Raw genomic sequence first — 20,274 nt, forward strand, 5'->3', positions numbered from 1 at the left:
CCCGTGGACAAGATTTTCCACCAACCACTGGGCGGCAACGAAATGCCGCGCTTCGCCGGCATCGCCACCATGATGCGTCTTCCCCACCTGCAAACGGCCAAAGGCCTGGACGCCGCGTTTATCGGCGTACCCCTGGACATCGGTACTTCGCTGCGCGCCGGCACCCGCTTCGGGCCCCGGGAAATTCGCGCCGAATCGGTGATGATCCGCCCGTACAACATGGCCACCGGCGCCGCGCCATTCGACTCGCTGTCGGTAGCCGACATCGGTGACGTGGCGATCAACACCTTCAACCTGCTCGACGCCGTGCGCATCATCGAAGAGGCCTACGACGAGATCCTCGAGCACAATGTGATCCCCATGACCCTCGGCGGCGACCACACCATCACCTTGCCGATCCTGCGGGCGATCCATAAGAAACACGGCAAGGTCGGACTGGTACACATTGATGCCCACGCCGACGTCAACGACCACATGTTCGGCGAGAAAATCGCCCACGGCACCACCTTCCGCCGCGCCGTCGAAGAGGGTCTGCTTGATTGTGATCGCGTGGTGCAGATCGGGCTGCGCGCCCAGGGCTACACCGCCGAAGACTTCAACTGGAGCCGCAAACAGGGTTTTCGCGTGGTCCAGGCCGAAGAATGCTGGCATCACTCCCTCGCCCCGCTGATGGCCGAAGTGCGCGAAAAGGTCGGCGGCGGCCCGGTGTACCTGAGCTTTGATATCGACGGCATCGACCCAGCCTGGGCACCCGGCACCGGCACCCCGGAAATCGGCGGGCTGACCACCATCCAGGCGATCGAGATCATCCGTGGCTGCCAGGGCCTCGACCTGATTGGTTGCGATCTGGTAGAAGTTTCGCCGCCCTACGACACCACCGGCAACACCTCGCTGCTCGGCGCCAACCTGCTGTACGAGATGCTTTGCGTACTGCCCGGCGTGGCGCATCGCTGATGAGCACGCAGGAGGTGGTGCAGGCCGCCGCCGATCTGGTAGCGGCCTTCACCCGCAATGACCGCGCGGCCTACTTCGGCGCGTTCACGGCCGATGCCAGCTTTGTGTTTTACACCCTCCCCCAGCCGCTGCTCAGCCGCGATGCCTACCAGGCGTTGTGGGACAGCTGGCGCCGGGACGAGGGCTTCGAGGTGCTGTCGTGCACCTCAAGCAACGCGTTTGTCAGCGTACAGGGTGACGCGGCGATTTTTGTGCATGACGTGGCCACCGAGCTGCGCATGAACGGGGAGCAATTCTTTAGCCAGGAACGCGAGACCATTGTCTTCAGACGGCAAGGGTCTGGCACACAACAAAAACAAGGCCTGTGGCTGGCCTGTCACGAACATTTGTCCGGTATGCCGGAAGGGCTGCCGCCCCCTTAGCCAATGTGATCGGAGCTGATCATGAATAATAAAAACAACCCAAACAGTATTCGCAAAATAGAAACCAACGGGGTCGAACAGATCCCGGATCACGAACGCACCGCCAGCCCCAAGGATCTGTTTCGGCTGGTCTTCGGCGGTGCCAACACCTTTGCCACCGCAGTGCTGGGCTCGTTCCCGGTGCTGTTCGGCTTGTCGTTCCAGGCGGGTGTCTGGGCGATTGTGCTGGGCGTGCTGGTGGGCGCGCTGATCCTGGCGCCCATGGGCCTGTTCGGACCGATCAACGGCACTAACAACGCCGTGTCTTCCGGTGCGCACTTTGGGGTGCATGGGCGGATCGTCGGTTCGTTTCTGTCGCTGCTGACGGCGATTGCCTTCTTCTCACTGTCGGTGTGGAGTTCGGGTGATGCACTGGTCGGCGGTGCGAAACGTCTGATTGGCCTGCCGGAAACCGACCTGACCCTGGGCCTGGCCTACGCGGTGTTTGCCCTGCTTGTGCTTACGGTGTGCATCTACGGCTTTCGCTTCATGCTGTGGGTCAACCGCATTGCGGTGTGGGCCGCGAGCCTGCTGTTTCTGCTGGGGATCTTTGCGTTCGCGCCGGCCTTTGACAGCCACTTCGCCGGCAGTGTCGCCATCGGCCAACCCGGCTTTTGGGCGGCGTTTATCGGCGCGGCGCTGGTCGCCATGAGCAACCCGATTTCCTTCGGTGCGTTCCTCGGTGACTGGTCGCGCTACATCCCGCGCGAGACGCCGAAAATGCGCATCATGCTGGCCGTGATCGCAGCGCAGATCGCCACTCTGATCCCGTTCCTGTTCGGCCTGGCCACTGCGACCATCGTGGCGATCAAGGCACCGGACTACATCGCGGCCAACAACTATGTGGGCGGCCTCTTGGCCGTGGCACCGACCTGGTTCTTCCTGCCGGTGTGCCTGATCGCGGTAATCGGCGGCATGTCCACCGGCACCACCGCGCTGTATGGCACGGGGCTGGACATGTCCAGCGTGTTTCCGCGCCTGCTGTCACGGGTCAAGGCCACGCTGCTGATTGGGGTGATGTCGATTGCCTTCATCTTTATCGGACGTTTCGCCGCCAACCTGGTGCAGAGCGTGTCGACCTTCGCCGTGCTGATCATCACCTGCACCACACCGTGGATGGTGATGATGATCATCGGCCTGATCGTGCGTCGCGGCTTCTATTGCCCGGATGACCTGCAGGTGTTCACCCGTGGCGAAACCGGCGGGCGCTACTGGTTCAGCCATGGCTGGAACTGGCGCGGGCTGGGGGCGTGGATTCCGAGTGCGCTGGTGGGCCTGTGCTTCGTCAACCTGCCGGGGCAGTTCGTCGGGCCGCTGGGCAACCTGGCCGACGGCATCGATATCAGCCTGCCGGTAACGCTGGGGTTGGCGTCGGTGGTGTACCTGACCTTGCTGCGCTTGTTTCCGGAACCGGCCTCTGTCTATGGGCCGACTGACCCTCGCAGCCAGTGCAAGGACTCGCTCGCCAAACCGGCGATGCCACACGCCGCCTGACCTCATAAAAAAGACAATCGGAGACACGCCGTCATGGCTTTGGATTTATTCGTCGTACTCATCTACGCCGCCGGCATGCTCGTGCTCGGCTATTACGGCATGCGCCGCGCCAAGACCCACGAAGACTACCTGGTGGCCGGCCGCAACCTGGGCCCATCGCTGTACATGGGCACCATGGCAGCCACGGTGCTGGGCGGCGCGTCCACCGTCGGCACCGTGCGCCTGGGCTATGTGCACGGTATCTCCGGCTTCTGGCTGTGTGCCGCGCTGGGTGCCGGGATCATCGCGCTGAACCTGTTCCTGGCCAAGCCGCTGCTCAAGCTGAAGATTTTCACCGTCACCCAGGTGCTGGAAAAACGCTACAACCCCATGGCCCGACAGGCCAGCGCGGTGATTATGCTGGCCTACGCGCTGATGATCGGCGTGACCTCGATCCTCGCCATCGGCACCGTGCTGCAAGTGTTGTTCGGTCTGCCGTTCTGGGTCTCGGTGTTGCTCGGTGGTGGTGTGGTGGTGGTCTACTCGACCATCGGCGGCATGTGGTCGCTGACGCTGACCGACATCGTGCAGTTCGTGATAAAGACCGTCGGTCTGATGTTTATCCTGCTGCCGATCTGCCTGTACCGCGTCGGCGGCTGGGATGAACTGGTGGCCAAGCTGCCGGCATCGAGCTTCAACTTTACGGCAATCGGCTGGGACACGATCATTACCTACTTCATGATCTACTTTTTCGGCATCCTGATCGGCCAGGACATCTGGCAGCGGGTGTTCACCGCCCGCGACGAAAAAGTCGCCAAGTACGCAGGCTCCTTCGCCGGCTTCTACTGCATCCTCTACGGCCTGGCTTGTGCCCTGATCGGCATGGCGGCACATGTACTGATTCCGGACCTGGATAACGTCAACAACGCGTTTGCCGCCATCGTCAAACTGTCGCTGCCCGATGGCATTCGTGGCCTGGTGATCGCGGCCGCACTGGCGGCGATGATGTCCACCGCCAGCGCCGGTTTGCTGGCGGCCTCCACCGTACTCACCGAAGACCTGCTGCCGCGTTTGCGCGGCGGTAAACAGTCGAGCCTGAGCGTCAACCGGCTGTTTACCCTGCTGACCGGCTGCGCCGTGCTGGGTATCGCGCTGGTGGTGAACGATGTGATCAGCGCCCTGACGTTGGCCTACAACCTGCTGGTGGGCGGCATGCTGATCCCGCTGATCGGGGCGATTTTCTGGAAGCGTGCAACCACGTCGGGAGCGATCACCTCCATGACGTTGGGCTTTGTGACGGCACTGGTGTTCATGTTCAAGGATGGCTTGGACGCGAACACGCCGATCTACTACAGCCTGGCGGTGGGGTTGGTGAGCTTTGTGCTGGTGAGTGTGCTGTCGCGCAGGCCGGAGGCGGCGGCGACTCGGGTGGCGTGAGGCACAGGAGGATCCCATGGGATGGGATACCAGAGGGGTGCGTTCAACGGCGCGTACGCGCCGAGGTATCACGCACTCCCTTGACGCGCAGACGCGCAAGGCTGCAATCGCAGAAGCGCGTCAGGCGTTACCTTACCTGCGGCGGGGACGGCGCTGCTCATCATCCGTGCGAATCGGCACAGGTTGCAGCGGTGGCTCGATCAGGCCCAGCGCTACGCCGAGGTCGTGGAGCCAGTTTTGGATTTTCTCTTTCATGGTTTGCCCCCTTTGAGGGTAATGCTGGTAGGCGCAAGTTCTGTCGCCTTTTCCTACACTGATAGTAGCCCTAAGTCCTACGTATTGCTTGAACGAAACCACAACGAACTATTACAGAATCCATCCAAATGCTGACGGATCAATCAGGCGATGGCCCGTGTGTCTTCGAGCAGCGCAGCCTGGCCGTCTTGCTGCAGTTCTATCCACGCGTTGAGGTTAGCGCCGAGCATACCCTTTCGCCACATCAGCCAGGTGGTCGCGGTGGCAAATTGCCCTGTCAGCGGATGAACGGACACGCTGCCCCTGCCTGGCAGGCTGTCGAGCATGGATTGGGACATCATCGCCACGCCGGACCCGGCGATCACACAAGCTAGCATGCCTTGGTACGATTCAATCTCAATCGCCCGGCCCATGGCCACTCGCTCGTTGGAAAACCAGCTTTCCAGGCGTGCGCGATAGGCGCAACTGCGTCGGAAAGTGAATACCGAGCGTCCGATCACATCCTGAGGACCGCGCACCGGTGGATGATCGGCTTCGCAGATCAGCACCAGCTTTTCCTCGCATAACTGCACGCCGTCCAGCGTCGCAATGCTCGGTGGACCGTCGACGAATGCTGCATCCAGACGCCCGGTGATCAACCCTTCCAGCAGCTCACCGCTGGGGGCCGATTGCACCTGCAAGTTCACCATCGGGTAGGCCTTGTGATAACGCGCCAGCAGCTTGGGCAAATGCACCGCGCCGGTGCTGTACATGCTGCCCAGCACGAAGTCGCCGGCCGGCTGCCCACCCTGAACCGCACCATGGGCTTCGTCGTGCAGCGCCAGCAGGCGCGTGCTGTAGTCCAGCAACACTTTGCCGGCGGGAGACAGCTGCAAGCGCTGGCGCTCGCGCACGAACAGGTCGACACCGAGTTGTTCTTCCATCTGTTTGAGCCGGGTCGACAGGTTGGACGGCACGCGATGCAGGCGCTCAGCAGCACGGGTGATGGAGCCCTCTTCCGCCACGGCCTGGAAAATGCGCAATTGACTGAACTCCATAGCTTTCTCCAAAACTGAACAAGTTAATCACTATTATTCATTTTTACAGAAAGTCAATACGCCTTAGGCTCAAGGTCACTCTTTCCCCTGACAGGACATCTGAACATGTCACCCCTGATTAGCCTGGTTGCCAGCGCCGTCGCCCTGATGATGGCCATGGGCATTGGCCGTTTCGCCCTCACGCCGCAACTGCCGCACCTGCTCAGTGAAGGGCAGATCGACCTGACCGGCGCCGGGCTGATCGCTGCCGCCAATTACCTGGGGTATCTGGTGGGCGCGGTGGATTCGATTTTCGCCCGCTCCCATCACCACGTGCGCGCACGCTTGTACGGCGGGTTATGGCTGTGCGTGCTGCTGACGCTCGCCTCGTATTGGGCGCACGGCTTCTGGCCGCACCTGCTGCTGCGCTTTGGCACCGGCGTTGCCAGCGCCTGGGCGTTGGTGATGATCACCAGTTTGAGCCAACCACTGGCGCTGGCCGCCGGTCGCCCGCGGCTGGGCGCCCTGGTATTTGCCGGACCAGGGCTGGGGATTCTGTTGACCGGGCTGCTGGCGCTGGGCGCTAACCGACTGGGAAAAGACTCCGCCACCCTGTGGCTGGTGTACGCCGGGGTGGCGCTGCTGATGCTGCTGGCCATCCTGCCCTTTCTGCCAAAACCGATCGCCTCGATCGCGCATACCGCCTCTACAGAGAACAACGGCAGCATCGTGCACTTGTGCTGGATCTATGTGCTGTTCGGACTGGGCTACATCATTCCGGCGACCTTTCTGTCACAGATGGCCAGCGCGCAGTTCAACGGTGCCTGGCAGGCCGACCTGTTCTGGCCATGCTTTGGCCTGGCGGCGGCGATTGGCGTAGGCGTGGCGAGCCTGCGCCGCAAGGACCCGAACACCACACGCCGCTGGCTGATGACGACGCTATGGCTGCAAGCGGCCGGCGTGTTCGCCTGCCTGCTGGGCAATGGCTGGGGGCTGGCACTGGGGGTGTTGTTATGCGGTGGGCCGTTCCTGGCCTGCATGCAGTTGGTGATGGCACGTTTGCGCGAAGTGGCGCCACACGGCTACCAGCGCGGCACCGGGCTACTGACCGCCAGCTTTGCCATCGGCCAATTGAGTGGGCCATTGCTGGCCTCCGTAAGCAGCCATCTAAGCGGCGGCCTGCAACCGGCGCTGGTAATCGCCGGTGCATGCCTGTTACTGGCGGGCGGCGTGCTGGTCAGCCGGCCACCAGCGGTGTCGGCGCGCGCACCTGCTCACGCCGTGCCAGCACCAGGAAAAACAGCCCTCCCAGGAAGCATCCGGTGAACCAGGCAAAGTTGGCCATGCCCTGCAACGCCGGAGTGAAGGTGATCGCTACACCCACCAGCGTTGCGGGTACCAGCGCTTTGACCGCCGTCCAGTTCACGCCGCCGTCGAAGTAATAACGTCCGCTCGGGCTGTCATCGAACAGCGCATCCACGTCGATCTTCTGTTTTTTGATCAGGTAGAAATCCACCAGCAGAATCCCGAACAGCGGCCCGATAAAGGCGGCGAGGATATCCAGGGTGTAGTGGATCATCAGCGGGTTATTGAACAGATTCCATGGGGTGATAAAGATCGAAGCCACGGCGGCAATCATCCCCCCGGCGCGCCAGCTGATTTTGCTGGGCGCCACGTTGGCGAAGTCAAACGCCGGTGAAACGAAGTTGGCGACGATGTTGATGCCAATGGTGGCCGTCACAAAAGCGAAGGCGCCCAGCAGTACGGCCATGTTGTTGTCGATTCGCGATACGGTGGCGATCGGGTCATGGAGCATTTCGCCAAACACCGGCAAGGTGCCCGAGACGATCACCACGGTGACCAGGGAAAACGCCAGGAAATTCACCGGCAGCCCCCAGAAGTTACCGCGACGTACATCCTGCATGCTGCGGCAATAGCGGCTGAAATCACCGAAGTTCAGCGTTGGCCCGGAGAAGTACGACACCACCAGCGCCGTGGCCACGATCACCTGGCCAAACGCTTGCCAGCCAGACAAGGATTTTTCCGACAGGGTAAAGCTGATATTCGCCCAGCCGGCTTTCCACACGATCCACCCGGCCAGGGCAAACATCACCGCATACACCACCGGCCCCGCCCAATCGATAAAGCGACGGATGGATTCCATCCCGGCCCAGAACACGGCGGCTTGCAACACCCACAGGCTAAGGAAACCAAACCACCCCAGGTAGGAAAGGCCGGCGAAATGCGGTTCTGCATACACCGCCATCTGCGGGAAGAAACGCAGCACTACGATGATCAGCGCGCTGGAGGCCAGGTAGGTCTGAATGCCGTACCAGGCTACCGCGATCAGCCCGCGAATGACGGCGGGGATATTCGCACCAAATACACCAAACGCCAGCCGGCAAATCACCGGATACGGCACTGCGGCTTGCTGACTGGGCTTGGCCACCAGGTTGGCGATCAACTGCACGATGCAGATACCGGCGAGCAAGGCGATCAATACCTGCCAACTGGCCAGGCCCAAGGCGAACAGACTGGCGGCGAACACGTAGCCGCCGACGCTGTGCACGTCGCTCATCCAGAACGCAAAGATGTTGTACCAGGTCCACTTTTGCGGCAGTGGGCCCAAGTCCTTGTTGTACAGGCGTGGGCTGTAGCCTTTGGGCAATTGCTCGGTCATCGCTTGGCTCCTCGAAATACCGGCCTGCGCTGCCGTGGCGGGTGCATACGGCAGGCGGCATGGTTTGTATACGAGAGAGTCAGCAGAATACGTGCCAATGGCACACAATCCCCTTGCAACTGCGGCCCAAAGGGGGTTGTGATGATTTAGCTGCTGGACTGGCGCTCAGCAACGGTGCACAAAAATCCTGTACACAATCAGCGGTGCACCCGTTGTGCACACAGGTAGCCGGCCGTACAGCAAGCGGCAGTCAGGAACGTACCCCAGGCCATGTCCATCAGCGCCAACTGAGCGGACCAGCCTTGCAGCGTGGCCCAGTTGCTCAAGTCATAGGTGCCGTAGGCCACCAGGCCCAGCAAGGCCCCCAAACGCGCCGCGCGCTGCCAACTGGCGCTGGGCAATACGACGAACACCACGCATCCGAGGACATACAAGAGATAGAACAGCGTTGCCGGCAACAGACGGGGCTGATCAAGCATCAGCGGGCCCAGCAGGGATTTGTAGGTCGGCCCCATAAGGACCCCGAGCCAGAGGCCGTCCAGAACCAGGAAGGCGAGCAAAGTGCCGAGGTAGGCAAACAGCGTTTTCTTGGTCATTAAGGCAGCCTCAGTAGACGCCAATGGGCGTCTACAGCAGAACCAAGTGCACTCAGCTTAGTTCAATGCGATCGGCATGAATCACGATCTGACCTTGCTTGTAGAGCGCACCAATGGCTTTCTTGAAGTTGCCTTTGCTCACGCCGAACAAGTTGCTGATCACGGCCGGATCGCTTTTATCGCTCACTGGCAGGCTGCCGTTGTTTTCACGCAACTTGGCGAGGATCTTCGAGTTAAGGCTGGAGGCCGCTTCCTGCCCCACCGGTTGCAGGCTCAGGCTGATGTTGCCATCGGCGCGGATCTCTTTGATAAAGCCTTTTTCTTCCTTGCCCGGACGCAGGAACTTGAACACTTCGTTCTTGTGGATCAAACCCCAGTGCTTGTTGTTGATGATCGCTTTGAAGCCCATGTCGGTGGCTTCGGCGACCAGCAGGTCGACTTCCTGGCCGACCTGGTAGTTGGCCGGGGTCTTGTCCAGGTAACGATCAAGGCGCGCAGTGGCGGTGATGCGCTTGGTGTGTTTGTCGAGGTAGACGTGCACCACGCAATATTCACCGGCGGTCAACTGACGTTTTTCTTCCGAATACGGCAGCAACAGATCTTTTGGCAAACCCCAATCGAGGAACACGCCAATGCTGTTTACCTCAACCACTTTCAAACTGGCAAATTCGCCCACTTGAACTTTGGGTTTTTCGGTGGTGGCGATAAGTTTGTCATCGCTGTCCAGATAAATGAAAACGTTAAGCCAGTCTTCATCTTCACTGGGAATATCTTTGGGGATATACCGATTAGGCAAGAGGATTTCACCGTCTTGCGCGCCATCGAGGTATAAACCGAAGTGAGTGTGTTTAACCACTTGTAAGCTGTTGTAGCGCCCGACTAGAGCCATTTCCAATACCCTCATTGCGTGGGCGGCATTCTACCCGAGTTGCGCCCGCCACGCGCGCGCACCTTAAAAATCGCGGGCTGGCGTGGCGTTTCAGTGGCACGACCCCGCTCGTCCGATCGTTTGGCTGAATCAGGCCACGTCACCAGCAGCGTTTCGCCCCGTGGTTTCGAGTTAAAACAGCAAGTTAGCGGTTTATTTCATCGATAAACTTTGCCGTTGCACCGGTGTAACACTTATTCACCGGGGATATTTGCCAAGCAATTGTCAAGTATTTCCTGTACGATGCCTGGCCAAGTTAATTTTCTACAGGTTAGTGGCCGCCATGCGCGTAAAAGCATCCAACAGCAAAGCAAAGCCAGCTCCCGCCGTTGAAACCAGTGAATCGATCAACAACCAGATCGCCGCGTTCCTCAAGTCCGGTGGCGAAATCCAGCAAATTGCCAAGGGCGTGAGCGGCCAGACTTTCGGCCCATCCAAGCAGATCAGCCTGGGCAAAAAGTAAAACCCGCGCACATATCTGGTCCCTAAGCGTCTTGCCCTCAAGGCGCTAGGACTAGAGCCTGAACCCCCCTCCCAACACATTCAATATCACGCTAATCGACGAACGGGTCCCACCGCCTGGCATACGTCGGTATGCTTGCACACGTCTAAAACGGGCGTCTGCCCGATTTCCTCCGTCACTGCTCCTCGCTTTTCATGGAGTGAAGCATGCTCAAACCCTGCATCTTTTTGGTCAGCACACTCGTCGCTTGCCCCCTCGCCGAAGCGCAGATTTTCCAGCGCGAATTGGGCGATTTCGACCTTAAATTAGGCACCACCCCCAGCCGCAGCATGGCCCAGGGCCTGGTCAAACCCACCTCACCGGGCAGCGATTCGTTCCACGGCGGCCTGGACCTTAGTCACGACAGCGGCCTGTACTTCGGCCAGTTCTCGCCGAACATGGGCCTGTCGTCGGCAAGTACCCTGGAGGTCGACTCCTATATGGGCTTCAAGCACCCCTTCGACCAGACCCTGGGCTACGAGGTGGGTCTGATCCACTACAGCTACCCCAAGGTCAGCCCGCTGAACAGCCAGGAGTTCTACGGTGGCCTGAACCTGTTGGGCAATCGTTTCGGCGCCTCCTTCAGCAACGACCCGGACCGCCAGGACAGCACCCTGTTCGCCGACCTGGGCGGCACACAACCTTTCGGCATCGGTGTGAGCATGAAGTACACCACCCATCAGTTGGGCACACCGGCGTCGGTTGCTGGCGGCACCATCAGCAGCTTCAGTGACTGGTCGGTGCAACTCTCCCGCGCCTGGAAGGGCATCGACCTGGACCTGATCTACAGCGACTCCAGCCTCAGCGGCGGTGATTGCTCGGCCTACTCCGGACACAATTCGCAATGTGACGGCCTGTTGACCTTGAAGGCTGTACGGCCGTTTTATTGATGGGCTGAACTGTCACGCCCGCCGTGGGTTCACATGCGTTAATCCCCTCTGCGCAAGGACACGCCCATGCTGCGTCGGCTCAAACTACTGGTGGTACTGCTGACCCTGAGCCTGGTGCTCGCCGGCTGCAATCGCGTGGGCCTGGCCTATCGCAACCTCGATGTCATCATCCCCTGGACCCTCAACGATTATCTGGACATGAATGCCGGGCAAAAGAGCTGGTTCAACGACACGCTCAAGGAACACCTGGCCTGGCACTGCACCACACAGCTCCCCGGTTACCTGGACTGGCTTGACCGGCTGCAGCAGATGGTCGATGACAACCAGGTCACCGACGCCGCACTGCAGACCCGAACCCAGGAAGCCAAACACGCCATCGCCGAGGTTGCCCGCGAGATCACACCGTCAGCCGTCGAACTGCTCCAGGGCCTGGATGACGAACAGGTGCAGGCCATGAGTGATGCCCTGGCCAAGGACCTGCGCAAACGCCAGGACGACTATCTCAAGCCGCCGTTGGCCCAGCAGATCAGAGAGCGCGCCGAGCGCATGAACAAGCGCCTGGACAGTTGGATGGGCCCTTTAAGCGCCAGCCAGCAGCAACGCGTAGCGGCGTGGTCCGACGCCCTGGGCGAGCAGAACACCGAGTGGATCGGCAACCGCGCCCATTGGCAGGCGCAATTTATCGAGGCCGTGCAGCAACGCCACAGCGCTGACTTCCCGCAGAAGATGCAACAATTACTGGTGGACCGCGAAAGCCTGTGGACCCCGGAATACCGCGCGGCCTATGCCCGCACCGAATCCGCCGCACGCAGCCTGCTGGTGGACGTGATGGCTGAAAGCACCGAGCCACAACGTCAGAAACTGATCCAGAAGATCGACAAGGTACGCAATGATTTCCAGGCACTCAAATGCCTGAAAAGCGCGCAGTCCTGATGCAATGGATACAGATTACCGTCCAACCGTTTCACGCCGGCACCCCACAGGTGCCGGAACGTGAGGGCATCAGGCAATCTGGGCCTTGGACGCCACGTGCGCGAACGTGTCCGGGTCCAGCGCGTCCGGCTGTTCATCGAGCACCTGACGTGGGTGGTCGTTGCCTGGAATCGAGCTGTCGATCAGCGCGAGCAACTGCGATCCCAGCGGCGTCAGAATGAAATTCTCGCCATTACCGCCCTCCTCTTCGGGCCGCGACTCGATAAAACCGCGCTTGAATAACAGCGCCTCATAATCGGCGGCGGTTTTTTTCAGCGCATCCAGATTGCCGGTGTCCTCGCCTGCAGAGGCCTTGTCGGCCGCTTCCTGTTCGGCGTATTTACGCGGGGCAAAGCTGCCCTCGCCGTTCTGCACTTCATGCAGCAGACGTTCGATCAAATCCCAGTTGTAAGTCGTCATCCTGATTCCTCCTGCAGGCATGGAAAGTAGCCCGTCAAAAGGTGTGACCTGTGGCGTCATCCGCCGTTCATCTGATCGGACGGGCGTCATTTCTCTGAACTTTGCAGACGTTCGCCCCCTCAACCGCACATCATCGCCAAGGAGGTCCGCCCCATGAACAGCCTGAAAAATCTGGCCATTGCCGCCACCCTGCTCACCACCCTGCCCGCCTGGGCCTGCACGCCCGACGAAGCCACGGCCAAACGCGAGCAATTGGCCAAAGAGGTGACTCAGCTCACCGAACAAAACCCCGGCAAAGCCAAAGAGATGAACGCCGAACTGCAGAAAATGGACCTGGACACTGAAAGCGCGGAATTCCCCGACAAGTGCCAGTTGATCGACGCTCGCTTGAAAGAGCTGAAAGAAGCCGCCGCCAAGGCCAAAAATTGAAGGCCTAAAAAAACCGGACATCGTCCGGTTTTTTTACATCCGCCCGACCTTACTCGGCAGCCGGTGCTTCTGGCTTGCGGCGCTTGAGCGGGGCCATGCCATCCTTGCTGACGAGCGACAGGTTGTCGGTCTTCGGACGGTTGGCGATCTTGCGCTTGGTCGGCGACTTGGCACCGGTTTTCTTCTTGTCGCCCTTGGCGTCGGTTTTTTTCTTCTTCACGCCAACCGCCTTGCCCGACGCCTTGACCTTCTTCGGCCCGGTGTAGGTGCCTTTGACTTCCTTGATGGTGCGGCGCTCGAACGACTGCTTGAGGTAGCGCTCGATGCTCGACATCAGGTTCCAGTCGCCGTGGCAGATCAGCGAGATGGCCAGGCCATCGTTGCCGGCACGCCCGGTACGGCCGATACGGTGCACGTATTCGTCGCCGCTGCGGGGCATGTCAAAGTTGATCACCAGATCCAGGCCGTCGACGTCCAGACCACGGGCCGCCACGTCAGTCGCCACCAGGATCTTCACGCCGCCCGCCTTGAGGCGGTCGATGGCCAGCTTGCGGTCCTTCTGATCTTTTTCGCCGTGCAGCACGAACGCCTTGTATTCCTGGGCCACCAGACGACCGTAGATGCGGTCGGCCGCGGCACGGGTGTTGGTGAACACAATGGCCTTCTGATAGGTCTCGTTGGCCAGCAGCCAGTTGAGGATCTGCTCTTTGTGCACGTTGTGGTCGGCGGTGACGATCTGCTGACGCGTGGTCGCGTTCAGGTCGCTGACGTTGTTGACCTGCAGGTGCTCAGGGTTGTTCAGGACCTTGGCGACCATCTCGCGCAGGGTCGAACCGCCAGTGGTGGCGGAGAACAACATGGTCTGCTGGCGGTTGACGCATTCAGCAACCAGGCGCTGTACGTCATCGGCAAAGCCCATGTCGAGCATGCGGTCGGCTTCGTCCAGCACCAGCACTTCGACTTCCTTGAGGTCGAGGTTGCCGGCGTTGAGTTGCTCGATCATACGGCCGGGGGTGCCGATGAGGATGTCCGGCACCTTGCGCAGCATGGCCGCCTGGACCTTGAAGTCTTCGCCGCCGGTAATGATGCCGGACTTGATGAAGGTGAACTGCGAGAAGCGCTCGACTTCCTTCAGGGTCTGCTGGGCCAGCTCGCGGGTCGGCAGCAGGATCAGGGTCTTGATGCTGACGCGGACCTTGGCCGGGCCAATCAAACGGTTCAGGACCGGCAGGACGAAAGCGGCGGTCTTGCCGCTGCCGGTTTGCGCTGTCACCCGCAGGTCACGCCCTTGGAGCGCGAGCGGGATGGCCGCTGCTTGCACAGGCGTAGGCTCGACAAATTTAAGCTCGGCCACGGCTTTGAGCAGGCGTTCGTGCAGGGCGAATTGGGAAAACACGGGTGCTACCTCGAAGAAATACAAAATATCAGCTGCATAGGTTACCGGTTTCGGGCGTCCAAACCGAGTTTCTTTACGCGAACGGCATGAATCAGCTGCTTTTTTGCCCCGGTATTTGCCTGCATGATCAACTTTGTCGCACTTAAATGCTCTAATCGCCCCATCTTGTCCTAACAGAAGAACTGGTTTCACCCATGGATATCAAACAGCTCTGGCTCAACGTCCAAGACCTCTGGGGCGCCCTCGACGAACACCCGGTGCTGCATGCCAGCCTTGGTTTCCTGGTGTTGCTGGTGGTGGCCCTGCTGCTCGGGCGCATCGCCCGTTACCTGATCCTGCATGCCGTCAAACTGCTCGGCCGCCAACCTCCGCTGCACTGGCTCAACGACCTGCGGCACAACAAAGTCTTCCACCGCCTGGCGCAGATGACGCCTTCGCTGGTGATCCAGTTCGGCCTGTACCTGGTACCGAACCTGAGCAAAACCGCGATCCTGTTCATCGGCAACGTGGCCCTGGCGTTCAGCATTCTGTTCATGGTGCTGGCGATGAGCGCGCTGCTCAACGCCCTGCTGGACATTTATGCGCGCACCGAACACGCCCGCACCCGCTCGATCAAAGGCTACGTGCAGTTGGCGAAGATGGTGCTGTTCGTGTTCGGCGCGATCATTATCGTCGCCACCCTGATCGACCGTTCGCCGCTGTTGCTGCTATCGGGTCTGGGTGCGATGTCGGCGGTGATCCTGTTGGTCTACAAGGATACCTTGCTGTCATTCGTGGCCAGCGTGCAGTTGACCAGCAATGACATGCTGCGCGTGGGCGACTGGATCGAAATGCCCCAGGTCGGCGCCGACGGCGATGTGGTGGACATCACCTTGCACACGGTCAAGGTGCAGAACTTCGACAAGACCATCGTCTCCATCCCCACCTGGCGACTGATGTCCGAGTCGTTCAAAAATTGGCGCGGCATGCAGGCCTCGGGTGGGCGGCGCATCAAGCGCAGCCTGTTTATCGATGCCAGCGGTGTGCGTTTCCTGCGTGATGACGAAGAAGTCCGCCTGACCCAGGTGCACCTGCTCACCGATTACATCGGGCGCAAACAGGCCGAACTCAAAGCCTGGAACGAAGCCCAGGGGCACAGCGCGCAACTGTCAGCCAACCGCCGGCGCATGACCAACCTCGGCACGTTTCGCGCCTATGCGCTGGCGTATCTGAAAAGCCATCCGGACATCCAACCGAACATGACCTGCATGGTGCGCCAGATGCAAACCACCGCCCAGGGAGTGCCGCTGGAGATCTACTGCTTTACCCGCACCACGGCCTGGGCCGATTACGAGCGCATCCAGGGGGATATCTTCGATTATTTGCTGGCGGTGCTGCCGGAGTTTGGCTTGAGTTTGTATCAGCAGCCGAGTGGCAATGACTTGCGTGCGGGGATGTTGCCGGCCGTGCTGGGGGCCAGCCATTTGCCGCCCTCGGTACAAGAGCCTTGACCTAGTTCTATCCCCTCAAATTCCTCGCTCTGAAAGTTCAGCCTCATTGAGGCTCAATGAGGCTACACATGCATGCACTCCGCTACAACGGATCAGGATTAAAGCTGCTTACCGGTGAAAAAACCAAGTGTCGACATCTCGATCCAGGCTGCTCGTGGCGCCTCAGAATAAACCTACACCAAACCAAGAATCGTCCGACTACCCGGTTCTTGTAGCCTCGCCTAGCGTGCTGGTCCCAGTTAACAAAAGGACATATCTGGCATGCGACGCTATTTAATTACTCGAGGCGCCAAAACCACTGCTGGCGGTACAGTAGTCGACGGTTTGAGGGGCTTCGGCATTAACAGGGTAGAAATTGCCCTTGAAGGGCACAAGGTGCGTTGCCCGGCGTGCCAGACCGCAGGCGCCATTGTTTGTGTCGGCCCGCGGCTTAAAATGGATGCGCATGGGCGAAAAGTCGCGCTTTCGGACGATATTTGTCTGTGCAAATGCGACCCGGCCCCTCGTCTGATTACCGACCAGTTCGATCGGTATCAGACCGTTACTGCCGAAGATACTTCGGTACTAAGTAGAGCCGCTCCTGTATCGCCCCCAACGCAAGCTTCATCGACCACGCCCCGTACATCGCCCACTTCACTCTCAAGACCTGCGACTCCAACATCAAGCGAGATCCTCGAGTCTTCCTGCGAGCGCAATTGGCGCTTCTATCAAAAACAGGCAGAAGACATTGTCGCGCCGGGAGGCACGCTGATCGCCGATCCCAGGTTGCGCAACCGAGTGATCAACTCTGCTTACGCTCAGCTCTGGCGGCTCGACAAGCGTTTTCAGCGGGCGGGGCTCGCGGCGTTTGCGTCCAAGCAGGTGGGGTGCGGCTTGCTGCATGCGGCTGACGCCATCGAGAAGATTCAGGTGGAATACGAGGCGGCGCAGCAGTTGAGAAGGAGTGCCCGGAAAGGGGTGTGGGGGGGCTTGAGACTTGTCTGTCCTCGCGTCAGAACATTTTTGAGGATGAGCCGCAGGCGGTGTTGTGGCCGGTGGGACAAGAGAAGTTGAGATTTGGGGTTGATTATCCGGAAATATTGCAGGTATTCAAAGCCATTGACGAAGGCGATATCACCAAAAGCGTTGAGCAGCTAGCTTGGCACGAACAGCAAAATATCCTTCAACCGACACTCTATAACGATACAAAACTAGTAGCCCTGCTGAGAAGTAACCACTTTTCATACATCACTGACATACCGTCCGGAGCAGCCCAGGCCCTAGAACTGACGCTTGCCAGCCAATGCAGCACATTCAATGACAGACGCACGGTTGTTTTTAGTCAGCACCCCTTCGCCAACCTTGCCGATATCAATCAACGCATGGCTTTCGTACTCAAGGCTGCTGCACAGTTTGACGATTTTCTACATGGCGCGGAGTTGCAGCTAATCGAACAGGCAATTGAAGACATCGCCGAAGGCAGGGGTGTCCTATGAACTGGCTCTCAGCGGTGAATGGGCGAAATTGCACTCTTGTATTATTCGCTGCCGCACTGCTGGTGGGGATGATACGTTTCTTTACCCATACGTCAGAAATCGCACTGCTACTTGGCGAGCCTTGGGAAGACATGCGTCAGCGCTCTAGTGCATCCATTGCCCCCGCCATACCCGGACATTTTTGGGGAAGACTCACGAAATCTGATGCCCGCCTTCGCTTCATGGATTCTGAATATGGATTTGTGACCCCCCAGGCTCGTTTCTTCACAGTGAGCTTCGACAGCAATGAGAAGGTTAGTAGTGTCCGTCTATCCCCTCAAGTTGAACCGCTTCTGCTCGATGACACACTTAAGGTAGTTCTGGATCTGCAGGAGCAATGGCGCAAGGCAGGCTGGGAGCCGATCCGCGTCGCGTCCAACCCTCCATTCGCCGATACTCCAGAGTGGCGAGCTCGGCTGCGAAACGTGAATCGGGGCGGCTCGTCCTATTGGCGAGCAAATAATAAGTACCAAGTGATGCTAGTGGTGGGACGATTCAGAGACGATAGACACCCGACAGAGGAGCGTTACCTCATGACCCTTTCACTGGCCCCCCCATGGGGGCCTGAATGATTCTGCGAGGCGCCTAGGAACCAGAAATTGCACTGATTATCGACGAACTTTCGGAAGGCATCCGCTAACGCTCCAACCAAGCCGGCAAGGTATTGAAGCAGGTCAGTTCGTTACCGTAAAAGACCTGGGCATTCATTAAGTTTTGCGTGGCGCAACAGCCCCCGCAGAACGCACACCCAACCGACTGATCCACACCGCCCCCAGAATCACCAACCCGCCCAACGCCAAACGCCCGAGCGGCTCGTGCTGGTTCCAGATCAGCAAATTCAGCAACAACCCCAATGGCACATGCAGGTTATTCATCACCGCCAACGTGCCGCCATGCACCAGGCACGCGCCTTTGTTCCACCAGTACATGCCGAGCGCGGTGCTGACCAGGCCCAGGAATACCAGCACGCCCCATTGCAGCGGCGCTTGTGGCAGGAAGTCGGCCTTGGCGAACAACAGGAACGCCGGCAACACCACCAACAGCGCGCCCAGATAGAAGTAGCCGAAACGCCGGTAGTGCGGCAGGTCACTCGGGTAGCGCGCCACCAAGTGCTTGTACATCACCTGCCCGGCCGCGTAGGTGAAGTTGGCCAGTTGCAGCAGCAAAAAGCCCATCAGGAAGTGCGGGGTGATCTGGTCGAAACGAATCACCGCCGCGCCCGCCACCGCTACCAGGGCGGCAACCATTGCCCACGGGTTGAAACGTCGGTTCAGGGCGTCTTCGATCAGGGTCACGTGCAGCGGCGTGAGGATGGTAAACAGCAACACCTCCGGCACGGTGAGTACGCGAAAGCTCAAGTACAGGCACACGTAGGTCACGCCGAACTGCAACGCACCGATCACCAGCATGCCGCGCATAAACGCCGGCTCCACCGAGCGCCAGCGGGTCAGCGGGATAAATACCAGCCCGGCCAGCACCACGCGAATCAGCACGGCGAAGTAGCTGTCGACGTGACCGGCGAGGTATTCGCCGATCAAGCTGAAGGAAAATGCCTGAATCAGGGTGACAACCAGTAGATAGCCCATGCGCGCCTCATTTCGAATGGGCGCGACATTAAAGGTTTTCGGGGCTTGAAGAAACTCGGGGCAAAAAAAACCCGACCTCGCTAAAGCGTCAGTCGGGCAGGAGCACTCAGGAGCAAAAAGTGCAAAGGGAGGTTCTTACGCGTACTTGAAGGGTTTGCGTGGAGCGATATAAACATCACCCGATTACCTGACGATTAACGGATCAGGCCACCTGCGCCAGTAAGGCCTTGGCGTGGTTGATGCCCTTCTCGTGGAAGTCACCACTGAGGTTCACGCCTTCGGCATGAATGAAGGTCACATCGTGAATCCCGATAAACCCCATGACCTGGCGCAGGTAGGGTTCCTGGTGATCAGAGCTGGCGCCGGTGTGAATGCCACCCCGTGCGGTGAGTACGATCGCGCGCTTGCCGTTCAGCAGCCCCTGGGGGCCGGTGGCGGTGTATTTGAAGGTCACGCCCGCTCGCAGCACATGGTCCAGCCAGGCTTTGAGGGTGCTGGGGATGGCGAAGTTGTACATCGGCGCGGCCATCACCAGCACGTCGGCGGCCAGCAGTTCGTTGGTCAATTCGTCTGAGCGGTCGAGGGAGGCCTGCTCGTCGGCGTTGCGCTGATCCGCCGGTTTCATCCAGCCACCCAGCAGGTTGGCGTCCAGGTGCGGCACCGGGTTGAGGGCCACGTCTCGCACGGTGATCTGGTCCGCCGGGTGGGCCGCCTGCCATTGGCTGATGAATTGCCGGGTCAGTTGGCGGGAGATCGAGTCCTGCTGGCGGGCGCTGCTTTCGATGATCAGAACGTTGGACATGGCTTCGTAGGCTCCATCTGAAACTGCTGTAAGTCGATGGAGAAAAGATTAACCAAGGCTCATTCGATAAAAAAGCGCAAAAAACTGCTCCAACCCATCTAGAAATTTGTTGATAAGCGGAGTATTCCTGTAGACATGCTCCGCTGCGGCTTTATTTTGGCGCGCAGGCCAGGGCAATGCGCATCTTGATAATGGCGCGGTTGAACTTGACCGTGGTGTTGGTGCTTTTGCCCGCAGGCACTGTGACGGTACGCCGACGCGGTGCTTCCGGGCCGTTAGTGAAGGTTACCGAACACACGGCGTCTTTCGTGCCGTAGTTGTTTAGCTGAATCGAGCTGATGTCGCCGTCCACATCGGAGGCGGTGTAGTCCACGCTCACGCCATCGATCTTCTTTGTCACGTCGATGGGGTAGGCCAATGCACTCAAGGGCAGCAGCGCCAGCAACACACAACACAATTTTCTCATTCGGCAG

23 protein-coding genes are annotated in these 20,274 nt (G+C 59.6%); 13 read left to right on the top strand and 10 right to left on the bottom strand.

Translation table 11 applies throughout. The features are described from left to right. Positions 1-3 precede the first annotated feature (3 nt). The 4 genes from speB to PSH59_RS18495 are packed head-to-tail and all read left to right on the top strand — an operon-like array spanning position 4 to position 4,325. Complete coding sequence (gene speB / locus PSH59_RS18480; protein WP_003175388.1) at positions 4-954, top strand: agmatinase; 951 nt, start codon at positions 4-6, stop codon at positions 952-954. Beyond that, complete coding sequence (locus PSH59_RS18485) at positions 954-1,376, top strand: nuclear transport factor 2 family protein (protein WP_305393376.1); 423 nt, start codon at positions 954-956, stop codon at positions 1,374-1,376. Before speB ends, PSH59_RS18485 begins: the two co-directional genes overlap by 1 nt. A gap of 21 nt (positions 1,377-1,397) precedes the next feature. Continuing rightward, complete coding sequence (locus tag PSH59_RS18490) at positions 1,398-2,909, top strand: cytosine permease (RefSeq protein ID WP_305393377.1); 1,512 nt, start codon at positions 1,398-1,400, stop codon at positions 2,907-2,909. Positions 2,910-2,942: 33 nt separating this feature from the next. Further along, the gene (locus PSH59_RS18495) at positions 2,943-4,325 is read left to right on the top strand and encodes a sodium:solute symporter (RefSeq protein WP_248078018.1); all 1,383 of its coding nucleotides are present in this window, start codon (positions 2,943-2,945) and stop codon (positions 4,323-4,325) included. Positions 4,326-4,457: 132 nt separating this feature from the next. Here the strand turns inward: PSH59_RS18495 and PSH59_RS18500 are convergent, their stop codons facing one another. Together PSH59_RS18500 and PSH59_RS18505 are read right to left on the bottom strand one after the other, a co-directional pair. Further along, positions 4,458-4,580, bottom strand: a complete 123-nt coding sequence (locus PSH59_RS18500; RefSeq protein ID WP_003193089.1) for a PA1414 family protein — start codon at positions 4,578-4,580, stop codon at positions 4,458-4,460. Positions 4,581-4,723: 143 nt separating this feature from the next. Further along, entirely contained in the window at positions 4,724-5,617 is an 894-nt protein-coding gene (locus tag PSH59_RS18505) for a LysR family transcriptional regulator (RefSeq protein WP_305393378.1), read from the bottom strand. A gap of 105 nt (positions 5,618-5,722) precedes the next feature. Here PSH59_RS18505 and PSH59_RS18510 point away from each other — a divergent pair, with 105 nt between their 5' ends. Further along, a complete protein-coding gene (locus PSH59_RS18510; protein ID WP_305393379.1) occupies positions 5,723-6,922 on the top strand; it encodes a YbfB/YjiJ family MFS transporter in 1,200 nt (399 codons plus the stop codon). On the opposite strand, the gene PSH59_RS18515 is transcribed toward PSH59_RS18510, so the two are convergent. From PSH59_RS18515 to PSH59_RS18525, 3 genes are all read right to left on the bottom strand, one after another. Next, positions 6,834-8,276 carry an NCS1 family nucleobase:cation symporter-1 gene (locus PSH59_RS18515; RefSeq protein WP_305393380.1) on the bottom strand — a complete coding sequence of 481 codons (1,443 nt, stop codon included), beginning with the start codon at positions 8,274-8,276 and terminating at the stop codon, positions 6,834-6,836. The genes PSH59_RS18510 and PSH59_RS18515 overlap by 89 nt on opposite strands. Positions 8,277-8,473: 197 nt before the next feature. Next, a complete protein-coding gene (locus PSH59_RS18520) occupies positions 8,474-8,872 on the bottom strand; it encodes a DUF2177 family protein (protein WP_305393381.1) in 399 nt (132 codons plus the stop codon). A 52-nt stretch (positions 8,873-8,924) separates the two neighbouring features. Beyond that, a complete protein-coding gene (locus PSH59_RS18525; protein WP_233891841.1) occupies positions 8,925-9,761 on the bottom strand; it encodes a S1 RNA-binding domain-containing protein in 837 nt (278 codons plus the stop codon). Positions 9,762-10,083: 322 nt separating this feature from the next. On the opposite strand from PSH59_RS18525, the gene PSH59_RS18530 reads away from it, so the two are divergent. The 3 genes from PSH59_RS18530 (at position 10,084) to PSH59_RS18540 (ending at position 12,125) form a co-directional block, all read left to right on the top strand. Beyond that, positions 10,084-10,263, top strand: a complete 180-nt coding sequence (locus tag PSH59_RS18530) for a hypothetical protein (protein ID WP_017527541.1) — start codon at positions 10,084-10,086, stop codon at positions 10,261-10,263. Positions 10,264-10,469: 206 nt separating this feature from the next. Then, positions 10,470-11,192 (top strand): TorF family putative porin, encoded by a 723-nt coding sequence (locus tag PSH59_RS18535; RefSeq protein ID WP_305393382.1) that lies wholly within the window; start codon positions 10,470-10,472, stop codon positions 11,190-11,192. Between the two features lie 66 nt (positions 11,193-11,258). Next, positions 11,259-12,125, top strand: coding sequence for a DUF6279 family lipoprotein (locus tag PSH59_RS18540; RefSeq protein ID WP_305393383.1), 867 nt, complete (start codon positions 11,259-11,261; stop codon positions 12,123-12,125). Between the two features lie 69 nt (positions 12,126-12,194). Here PSH59_RS18540 and PSH59_RS18545 read toward each other — a convergent pair whose 3' ends face one another. Beyond that, positions 12,195-12,584 carry a transcriptional regulator gene (locus PSH59_RS18545; protein ID WP_305393384.1) on the bottom strand — a complete coding sequence of 130 codons (390 nt, stop codon included), beginning with the start codon at positions 12,582-12,584 and terminating at the stop codon, positions 12,195-12,197. 153 nt (positions 12,585-12,737) lie between these two features. Between PSH59_RS18545 and PSH59_RS18550 the strand changes: the two genes are divergently transcribed. Continuing rightward, positions 12,738-13,013: a hypothetical protein gene (locus PSH59_RS18550; RefSeq protein WP_248078032.1), complete on the top strand. Its 276-nt coding sequence runs from the start codon at positions 12,738-12,740 to the stop codon at positions 13,011-13,013. A gap of 49 nt (positions 13,014-13,062) precedes the next feature. Here the strand turns inward: PSH59_RS18550 and PSH59_RS18555 are convergent, their stop codons facing one another. After that, positions 13,063-14,409: a DEAD/DEAH box helicase gene (locus PSH59_RS18555; RefSeq protein WP_248078033.1), complete on the bottom strand. Its 1,347-nt coding sequence runs from the start codon at positions 14,407-14,409 to the stop codon at positions 13,063-13,065. A gap of 194 nt (positions 14,410-14,603) precedes the next feature. On the opposite strand from PSH59_RS18555, the gene PSH59_RS18560 reads away from it, so the two are divergent. The 4 genes from PSH59_RS18560 to PSH59_RS18575 all read left to right on the top strand — a co-directional run bounded on the left by PSH59_RS18560 (position 14,604) and on the right by PSH59_RS18575 (position 17,985). Then, complete coding sequence (locus tag PSH59_RS18560) at positions 14,604-15,899, top strand: mechanosensitive ion channel family protein (RefSeq protein WP_305393385.1); 1,296 nt, start codon at positions 14,604-14,606, stop codon at positions 15,897-15,899. Between the two features lie 261 nt (positions 15,900-16,160). After that, the gene (locus tag PSH59_RS18565; protein WP_305393386.1) at positions 16,161-16,952 is read left to right on the top strand and encodes a PAAR domain-containing protein; all 792 of its coding nucleotides are present in this window, start codon (positions 16,161-16,163) and stop codon (positions 16,950-16,952) included. Further along, the gene (locus PSH59_RS18570) at positions 16,859-17,374 is read left to right on the top strand and encodes a hypothetical protein (RefSeq protein WP_305393387.1); all 516 of its coding nucleotides are present in this window, start codon (positions 16,859-16,861) and stop codon (positions 17,372-17,374) included. Before PSH59_RS18565 ends, PSH59_RS18570 begins: the two co-directional genes overlap by 94 nt. Continuing rightward, positions 17,371-17,985 carry a hypothetical protein gene (locus PSH59_RS18575; RefSeq protein WP_248078036.1) on the top strand — a complete coding sequence of 205 codons (615 nt, stop codon included), beginning with the start codon at positions 17,371-17,373 and terminating at the stop codon, positions 17,983-17,985. Before PSH59_RS18570 ends, PSH59_RS18575 begins: the two co-directional genes overlap by 4 nt. Before the next feature lie 135 nt (positions 17,986-18,120). On the opposite strand, the gene PSH59_RS18580 is transcribed toward PSH59_RS18575, so the two are convergent. From PSH59_RS18580 to PSH59_RS18590, 3 genes are all read right to left on the bottom strand, one after another. Next, entirely contained in the window at positions 18,121-18,999 is an 879-nt protein-coding gene (locus tag PSH59_RS18580; protein WP_305393388.1) for a carboxylate/amino acid/amine transporter, read from the bottom strand. 202 nt (positions 19,000-19,201) lie between these two features. After that, positions 19,202-19,801, bottom strand: coding sequence for an FMN-dependent NADH-azoreductase (locus PSH59_RS18585; RefSeq protein ID WP_248078038.1), 600 nt, complete (start codon positions 19,799-19,801; stop codon positions 19,202-19,204). A 151-nt stretch (positions 19,802-19,952) separates the two neighbouring features. Beyond that, positions 19,953-20,267: a 3-phosphoglycerate kinase gene (locus PSH59_RS18590; protein ID WP_248078039.1), complete on the bottom strand. Its 315-nt coding sequence runs from the start codon at positions 20,265-20,267 to the stop codon at positions 19,953-19,955. Positions 20,268-20,274 lie beyond the last annotated feature (7 nt).

This window comes from Pseudomonas sp. FP2309 (assembly GCF_030687575.1).
In the GTDB taxonomy this organism is placed as follows: Bacteria; Pseudomonadota; Gammaproteobacteria; order Pseudomonadales; family Pseudomonadaceae; genus Aquipseudomonas.